The organism is Vibrio sp. R10-SG3-ISO3, assembly GCF_059834225.1.
This window is the reverse complement of the sequence record NZ_JCBDHE010000056.1, coordinates 102537-110493: the sequence shown is the minus strand read 5'-3', so window position 1 is coordinate 110493 and position 7957 is coordinate 102537. Positions and strand designations below refer to the sequence as shown.

Annotated in this window: 8 protein-coding genes; 1 reads left to right on the top strand and 7 read right to left on the bottom strand. The window is 50.6% G+C overall.

Going from position 1 to position 7957, the window contains the following annotated elements; genetic code table 11:
- On the bottom strand, nucleotides 1-305 hold a 305-nt coding region (locus AC6R1A_RS17415; protein ID WP_500646210.1), incomplete at its 3' end, for a MarR family transcriptional regulator.
- Nucleotides 306-531: 226 nt separating this feature from the next.
- Here AC6R1A_RS17415 and AC6R1A_RS17410 point away from each other — a divergent pair.
- Nucleotides 532-1200 (top strand): DUF2982 domain-containing protein, encoded by a 669-nt coding sequence (locus AC6R1A_RS17410; protein WP_487901225.1) that lies wholly within the window; start codon nucleotides 532-534, stop codon nucleotides 1198-1200.
- Nucleotides 1201-1245: 45 nt separating this feature from the next.
- On the opposite strand, the gene AC6R1A_RS17405 is transcribed toward AC6R1A_RS17410, so the two are convergent.
- The 6 genes from AC6R1A_RS17405 to AC6R1A_RS17380 form a co-directional block, all read right to left on the bottom strand.
- On the bottom strand, nucleotides 1246-1902 hold the full coding sequence (locus tag AC6R1A_RS17405; RefSeq protein WP_500633810.1) for an MBL fold metallo-hydrolase: 657 nt from the start codon (nucleotides 1900-1902) through the stop codon (nucleotides 1246-1248).
- Between the two features lie 65 nt (nucleotides 1903-1967).
- A complete protein-coding gene (gene mepK, locus AC6R1A_RS17400) occupies nucleotides 1968-2510 on the bottom strand; it encodes a peptidoglycan L,D-endopeptidase MepK (protein ID WP_334552401.1) in 543 nt (180 codons plus the stop codon).
- Between the two features lie 180 nt (nucleotides 2511-2690).
- A complete protein-coding gene (locus tag AC6R1A_RS17395; RefSeq protein ID WP_500633809.1) occupies nucleotides 2691-4244 on the bottom strand; it encodes a L,D-transpeptidase family protein in 1554 nt (517 codons plus the stop codon).
- Between the two features lie 127 nt (nucleotides 4245-4371).
- Nucleotides 4372-5454 (bottom strand): DUF1513 domain-containing protein, encoded by a 1083-nt coding sequence (locus AC6R1A_RS17390; RefSeq protein ID WP_500633808.1) that lies wholly within the window; start codon nucleotides 5452-5454, stop codon nucleotides 4372-4374.
- Complete coding sequence (locus tag AC6R1A_RS17385) at nucleotides 5444-6472, bottom strand: imelysin family protein (RefSeq protein WP_500633807.1); 1029 nt, start codon at nucleotides 6470-6472, stop codon at nucleotides 5444-5446. Before AC6R1A_RS17385 ends, AC6R1A_RS17390 begins: the two co-directional genes overlap by 11 nt.
- Before the next feature lie 8 nt (nucleotides 6473-6480).
- Nucleotides 6481-7818, bottom strand: a complete 1338-nt coding sequence (locus AC6R1A_RS17380; RefSeq protein WP_500633819.1) for a di-heme oxidoreductase family protein — start codon at nucleotides 7816-7818, stop codon at nucleotides 6481-6483.
- Nucleotides 7819-7957 lie beyond the last annotated feature (139 nt).

Sequence of the window (7957 nt, the reverse complement as noted above, 5' to 3'; positions counted from 1 at the left end):
AGTTTCTTAAGCGCACCCGTCGCCCATGAAGCCGCTTTCGCCTCTTCTTGACCAGCTGCGATGCCGATACCTTTCGGGTTGATGCCTTCACAGTTGGCCAGCACGATGTCTAGCACTTGTTGCTGTTTCGGTGTCAATGCCACGTCCACTGATTTCGCTGCGACGACTTTCTCAGCCGGTTTTTCAGCGGCTACTTTAGGTGCAGGCGCAGGCGCAGCTTTCGCTACCGCTTGAATGTTTGCTACCGTCGCTTTAATGCGTTTTTGCAGTTTCATCTGCACTTTACGCTTATGAGCTAATCTCATTGAATCTGTCTCCGTATCACTGCAGATTCACGAGGAATCGAGCAGCGGTTGAAATTTGAAGCGCGTTTTATACCAAAATTTCCACACTATTTACAGAGTTAGGGCGGCTTTGTGCGCCAAAAATGCGCTATCTACCAAGATCAGACTACAATTTAAACAACGTATAAACTTATCGGTCCTGCTCATCGTAGTATTAGAAGTCATCAGATTGTGACCGGAGAGCGACATGGAAACGCAACACCTTGTGAATCAGCCTATCAACCTTGCTTCCCCCTTGTGGCGAGTGTCACTGGCTTCTCTGTTGTTGGTGGTGTTTGCAGCGTTAATGTTCTGGGCCCCCGGTTTTAAACCCTTCTTATTGGCGCTGTTCTTGCTCGGATTTTCGCTCTTCGTCGCCTATTGGTTGATTTTAAAAAGTACCGTCAAATACACCCTAACGTCGACCCATTTTCAGCAGCATCTGTTCAAAGGCGGCTGGGTAGTGAAATGGAACAACATCAGCCGCGTTGGTCTGTGTTACTACGATAGCGACGGTTGGCAGCAACCACTGCCTTGGATAGGCATCAAGCTCAAACACTACTCGCCCTACCTCACTGGCGTGTGCCCTCGGATAGCGACAGAAATTTTGCTCAGCCAACGTGCACTACTTTACCTTGGCGCAAAACAGCACAAACAAGGAACGCGTTTTGAGGAGATTGTGTTGGACTCGGCCGATTACCACGACGAAGACGGGCAAGCCTTTACTGGTTTGCAAGCGATGCTCGCCAACCGCATGCGCTATCAACGCGCCTACTATGACTATGATATCTTCATCTCTACCCAAGACCTTGATCGCCCTGCCGATGAGTTTGTCGGTCTAATGCGACGTTACCTAGCCGCCGCAGAACCCGAATAGCGACCACAAAAAAGGCCGCATTCGCGACCTTTAGGGGAGGATTCATCAGTACAGCGGCATTTCATCCGCCACAAACGGGTTAGTGCGGCGTTCATGGCCGAAAGTAGATTCCGGTCCGTGGCCGGGAACAAAGCGGACCTCATTACCTAGCGGCCACAGTTTTGATTTGATCGAATGAATCAAGGTATTGAAATCACCTTTCGGGAAGTCGGTTCGACCGATGGAGCCGTTAAACAACACATCACCGACAAACGCCAGTTGCGCCGATGGACTGAACAACACCACGTGACCAGGAGTGTGGCCCGGAGTGTGAAGGACATCCAACTGCTGATGACCGAACGTGACCGTATCGCCATCCTCTAGCCACTCATGAGGTTCAAATGCACTGGTAAGCGGGAAACCAAACATTTGGCTCTGCCCTTCTAGTCCTTGCAACCAGAAGTTATCGTCTTTGTGTGGACCGACAATTTCAACACCGCCCAATACATCAGAAAGAGGCTCTGTGCCGCCGACATGATCGAGATGGCCATGAGTCAACACCAGTTTGACGACGTCGACACCCAACTCTTGGATAAGCGTTGCCAATGACTTCACGTCACCGCCTGGGTCAATGACGATGCCTTTCATGGTTTCATCACACCAGACGATGGAGCAATTTTGAGAAAAGGAAGTGACAGGGACGACTTGGTATTTGAGTGTCATAATTCAGCCTTGAGTAACAGTTAAACTGGCTGAACTATGACACCACAGGTTTGATTTGACAACCGTTACGCCCAGTAGCGTACCGGCCCAGTGTCGATATGAACAAAGTCGCTACTTGGGTAAAATCCAACGCCGCCCGCTTTGAGCTCTCTCGCGGCATCCCGTACTTTCTTCAAATCCACACCATCGAGGCGAAAATCGATTGCTTGACCAAGCATGTGGTAGCTCTTCTTCGCCACACCACTTGACTGCGCACGCAGCGCTTCATTGGTGGCTGGAGAGCGGTAGCCGGAGACAATCTGCACTTCGGCTTCGACACCAAGCATAGTTTGTATTTTTGAAATTTGGTCAAACAAACGTTTATCCATTGGGTGAACCTCATTACGTCGAAAGTCACGACATAAATGGTTCAAACGTTTGAGCTCATTTTTAACGTACTTAGCACCGTCAAAGTAACAGGTTTCTAATGCTTCTCCAGTATGGAGATTACTCATAGCGAGGACACGTGGCTGCTGGGCTCGTGATGCGAATGCCACCCCGGGTAGACAACTTGCTACAACAATGCCACTGCCTGCCAACTGAATGAAATGTCTGCGTGATAAATCCAAAACTTTGCACCTTCATCAAATAGGGTAGTTATCAAGATGTCAGGACACTACCCGAGTCTAATAATAAGTGCAAATGCATAAAACGTGCACAATCTCAAAAATTTGAGCGGCACGTTTGCTTAGTAATTGAGCTGTCAGGCTATTTTTGTACGTTGATAGAATTGTAAATTTTTGGTCAGCTTAACTTTTTGTGTAACTGGATTTATCGAGGCGGTAAATATCGTCGCGGTAGTGGACAATCCCTTCCTCATACCATGCCGTTTGATAAATGATGTAAACCGGAATACGCGTGCGCAGCGCTACGGCTTTGTTCGATACCCACTCACTGCGATCGACATCATTGATATTCATGCCTTGCTGAGCAAGAAGCAAGTTGGCGAAGGTGTCCGCATGTTCAACGCGAATACATCCGGAGCTGAACGCTCGCGACGTTTGACTAAAGAGACCTTTGCTTGGCGTGTCGTGCAGATAAATCGCGCGCGCGTTGGGGGTATTAAACTTATACAGACCTAAGGCATTGTAGCTGCCCGACATCTGCCGCATCCGATAAGGGAAAGACTTAGGTCTCAAGTTCTTCCAGTCTATCTCGCTGGCCGGAATTGTCTCACTTGATCCCCATTTAGGAATGATCTGGATATTGTGTTTAGTCAGATACTCAGGATCGCGTTTCACCTTAGGAATGATGTCCTCGACCATGATTTTCCATGGGATATTCCAAGTGGGATTGAATATCAAAGAGTCGAGACGGGTTTGCATTACTGGCGTAGGTCGTTTGGTTTTACCCACAATCACTTTGGATTCGAAAACCGTCTGACCGGCATGCCAATAGTGCATATCAAAGCTAGGCACATTGACCAAAATGAGCGTGTCGCGCTGAGCGGGCCACATTCGCATCCGCTCTGCATTGAGTGCGAGAGTTGTCATCCGTGATTCAATCGGTCGGTTTAGCCAGCCGATGGTCTCACTGCCAATAATGCCATCTTGGGTAAGGCCATGTAGCGCTTGAAAGCGTTTAATCGCCGGTTCCAGTGTCACGTCGTACCAACTCACATCGCGTCTGACCTCATCTAAGTTGACGCCGACCATCGCCATACGTTCAAGCAACACGTCACGATCGGTCAGCGTATCCCCCACCCGCTTGAGACCTTGTTGGGTGTATTTGGGCACATCAATCTTTTGATACTTAAGGAGATCCAGATAGCTATCGACCAATTTTTGATAGCCTTCGCTGTCGGGTGTATAGGCTTCAATCAACTCAGCGAGCTGCTGATTGTGAGCTGCAGATTGAAACGCGAGCCAAGCATCACTGCTCAGCTGAGGTAACGCTGCATTGAGTGAAGCGCCAAAAAACCAATCTTCGCCTTGTGAGCGTGCGTGCTCGGCGTAACTGAGATAGAGCAGCAGTGTGTCAGTGGCGAGGATGTCATACTCATGCCAGCGATTGCTCTTACGAAAGAAAGCCAAATAACTGAGTTGACGTGAAAAAAGAGGGCTGAATTGCGCTTGCTGGATAACCTCAAGTTGGAATTCAAGTTTGGTGCTTTGTTGCAGATCGAACCAAATCATCTGGTCACTGTTCTGACGATAAGCCTGCTCCACCAGTTGCGGATATTGAACAATCTCATGCACTTGACTGCTACTGTCAATCCAACCGATTTGCTGAAAATGCTCCATGGCTTTGAGTGGGAACGCCATTACTAGGGTTACCCAAACACCGATCATCCATCTCTTCATACGCTCTCTCCGCCGTTTGCTTTTCAGCGTCCATGTGATGAGTATGGCAAAAAATAATGGGCGCGTGTGCACAGTTTATGAGAACGCCCATTAAAAGTGTATGACACTCTATCGCTATTTAATTGAACTATGTGATCCTCGACCAATGGTTGTCCCATTGAACACCCGACTGTTGCCGAGTTTTCACGTTGGGTTGCTCTTGCGAGACCACTTGCCCTGAACCAGAGCTGACCATAAAACGTTGTTGATGAACAACCACACCAGAGGCATCGGCCAGTGCCGACAGTTCCACCAGCTGACCGGTCGCTTTACTCCAAATGCCATAGCAGTTTCCTCTTGGCGAGGTAGCAAGAATCCACTCTTGTGTAGCGGCAATACTGGCAATGTAGTGGTCAAAGCGCGCCCACTCTTCCGGCGCTGCTCGTAGCGACACCATCTCTTCACCTGCGCTATGCATAGCCAGCAGTGACGGGGTCGCCTCCGGTTGGCCTCTGTATTGCTGACCGCACAACACGGTTTGATCGCCATCATGGGCGAGATGCCGGATACTCAAATACCTATCAGGTAGCGAGACTTGTTCCACCACATGGCCGTTGGCGTCAAGATAACTTAGGCTCGGCTGCATAGTGGTGAGATTCAAAGGTGTCCGCCCATCAGTGTGTACCCCTCCGACACCAATCACCAAGCGATCATCAGGCATCACGATCACTTCATGCGGCCCAAGACCAAACCCGGTAAACTCTGCCACTTTCTTATAACCCGCCAGCACGTCGTAGACACCGATGATCCCGCGGCTAGATCCGCGTTCCCCTTCGGTGGCATAAAGCCACTGTCCATCATTGGAGTAAACGCCATGACCGTAGAAATGACGATCACCTGCTGCAGCGCTTAGAGTGACAACGTCACCGGTATCGTAATCAAACACTAAAAAGTAGTGCCCCGGACGACGCGCAAACGCGACCGCGTGGTGAAGCCTTGCGGATGTCGCGACACCATGCCCACGAGACGGGAGCGCGACTTGACGTATCGGCATGCCAGTGGAATCGGCCACCACCGCGCTAAAGCGATTCGGACCCGTCATCGCACAACCAATCAAATCGGGCTGCCCGGTATTCTTTTTCGCCGAGGCGCACCCCATAGGCATCCAAGGCACTGCGGCGCCGAGCAATGCGACTTTCAATAGCTGCCGGCGTGTTGAATCAGTCACCATCGGTTGCATTAAATCCTATCACCACACCTAACTTGACAGCCACTTCATCGTGAATGAGATACTTCAGCTGCTCCAACTTATTGTACTGAGCATACGCCTCTCGGTAACCCTCTTTACTCTCGAGCAAAGTAAACAAGCTGTCGTCCTTAGGCCATGTGGTAATGATCAGCTCAAATTGGTTAAGCACGCGATCGGCAAGCTCACTGTGCCCCTCGCGGCGTAAACGTGCATCTAAGCCATTACCGCCGGCCAGATAAAGAGCGTGCATCGCCTCGACGTTCGCATACAGATTGGCCATCGATACTTGCGAGCGCCAAGATTCAGCAAAGTAGCGACGCGGCTGACCAAAATCCGCCAGCGGCAAGGTCATCTTTTTCATACTGAATTCGAGTTGATTGGACAGCAACGCTATGTACTCCGCCAGCCATTGCTCATCGTTCAGCGCTTGCCAAGGGTTGGTTTTCCACGCTTGGTGAATGGTATTGGCATTGTTGGCGAGTGTTTCGGTGATCGCTTGCGCCGTTTGGCAAGTGGTCTGTGAGCTCTCCAGCGTCGAACTGGCGTCATAAAGTAACCATTCCACTGCCCCCAATCCTTGCACCGTAACACTTTGCTGCGCGATCTCTGCTGCGGTCCATGTCGATGTCGTTAATGCGCTCATCTTGCGACCCGTGGTGTTCTTTTTATCTGGCCAGAACTGTAAGTTCCAGCTCTGTTCAAGGGCCTGTACCGGCCCGCGCTCCTGACCTTGGAGCGCCATCCAATCTTGCATCGTGGCTTGCCACTGGGTTTTGAGTTCTGGGTTGTGGTGACCATTTTGGCAATAGTTCACCATCTCAAAGTGCAAGGCTTGGGTTGAGTCAGCCAAACGCGCAGCAGCAAGGTATTCCACTTGATAGACACCTTGGCTAACGTGAGACGTGACTTCATAGCCGCTATCTGACGTCGAGTGAGAGACGCTTTGGCAGCCAGACAAGCTCGCCGCTAAAACAACGGTCGATAGAGTAAAGGGCTTCATAACGTTCCTTATAATGAGTTGAGAAAGGCGACCAACGCCTCACGCTCTTGTTGATTAAATGTCAGTACATGCTGCTTGGCAGGGAGGGCTTCTCCCCCGTGCCACAATACGGCTTCGAGTAAGTTTCGAGCTCGCCCATCGTGGAGGAAGTAGGTATGCCCATTCACTTCTTGGGTATAGCCTATACCCCAAAGCGGCGCGGTACGCCACTCTCGGCCCGTCGCCAAGTATTCAGACCGATGGTCTGCAAGGCCTTCGCCCATATCATGCAGCAGCAAATCCGTATAAGGGTGAATGCGTTGCCCAGAAAGTGCAGGCAAGCCCTCTCGCTCGGCCGTCACAACGTCCGTTTTATGGCAACTGTCGCAGCCTGCTTGCGCAAACAAAGCCTGTCCCTGCTTCACCTTGGGGTCATTCATATTGCGGCGAATGGGCACCGCTAAGTGCTGAGAGTAGAATTCGACAAAGTCCAAAATATTGTCACTGACTTCCGGTGAGCCGCCGTTGGGCAAGTCACGGCACAGGCTTTGCGCTTGCGTGCAATTCTCTTCTGGGAATAAGCGGCTGGTGAGGCCAACATCGCCGTTAAATGCGGCGGCGTTTTGCTGCATCAAGGTCGGTTGCCCCGCTTTCCAGCCAAAACGACCAATGACATGGGTCTGTTTTTCAATATCCCACACGCGATTAAATTTGCCTGAAATGCCATCTTGATTCTCATCGAGCTCATCGGCCCACTGCACAAGTGTGTCATCGGCGATACTTTCCAGTAGTCCTAGCCCTATCATCGGTGGCGCAATACGCGCTGAGATCTGAGTGTCCGGGTGAAGTGGCCCATAGCCAAGATCCGTCAACTCAACATGAGGTTTACGCAACGTGATGGTGGTGCCATCACTGAAGGTTTCTACATGGTTGGTGTAGGTGATCTTGATTTGCCCTTCCGCTTGCTGATCTTGAATAGCGAAATCTTGCAACTGTGCGCCGTAAGTCGGTTCAGGGATCACGCCATCACGAATGTACGCCGCTTTTTGCTCCGCCGTCATCGCTGGGATGCTGAGTCTTATCAGCATTGACACGGCATGCTGGTCGTTCTCTTCTGGTGGATGACCACGACCATCTTTGATGTGACAGTTTTGACAACCGTTGGTATTAAACAGCGGCCCTAACCCGTCTCTGGCATCGGTTGATGCAGGCGCTTGTACCCAGGGGTTGCGAAAGAAGCTATTGCCGACACTGAAATCCAAACGCTTACTCAAGGGTAAATTCGCCGCTGGGAGCGAATACGCATTCGGTCCCTCTTTGTTTACAGAGGTGGCGCCACCTGACTTAACTTCATACGCATTCGCCATGGGCTGAAAGGCAAAAGCCAGTATGTATAGAGCCAATGAGCGCGAGGGTCGTCTGCGGGATAACGAAAGAGCTGAGTACAACATGATGAAAGGGACTTTTCCTTAAATCTAAACAAGAACTACTATCAAAAACCACTAG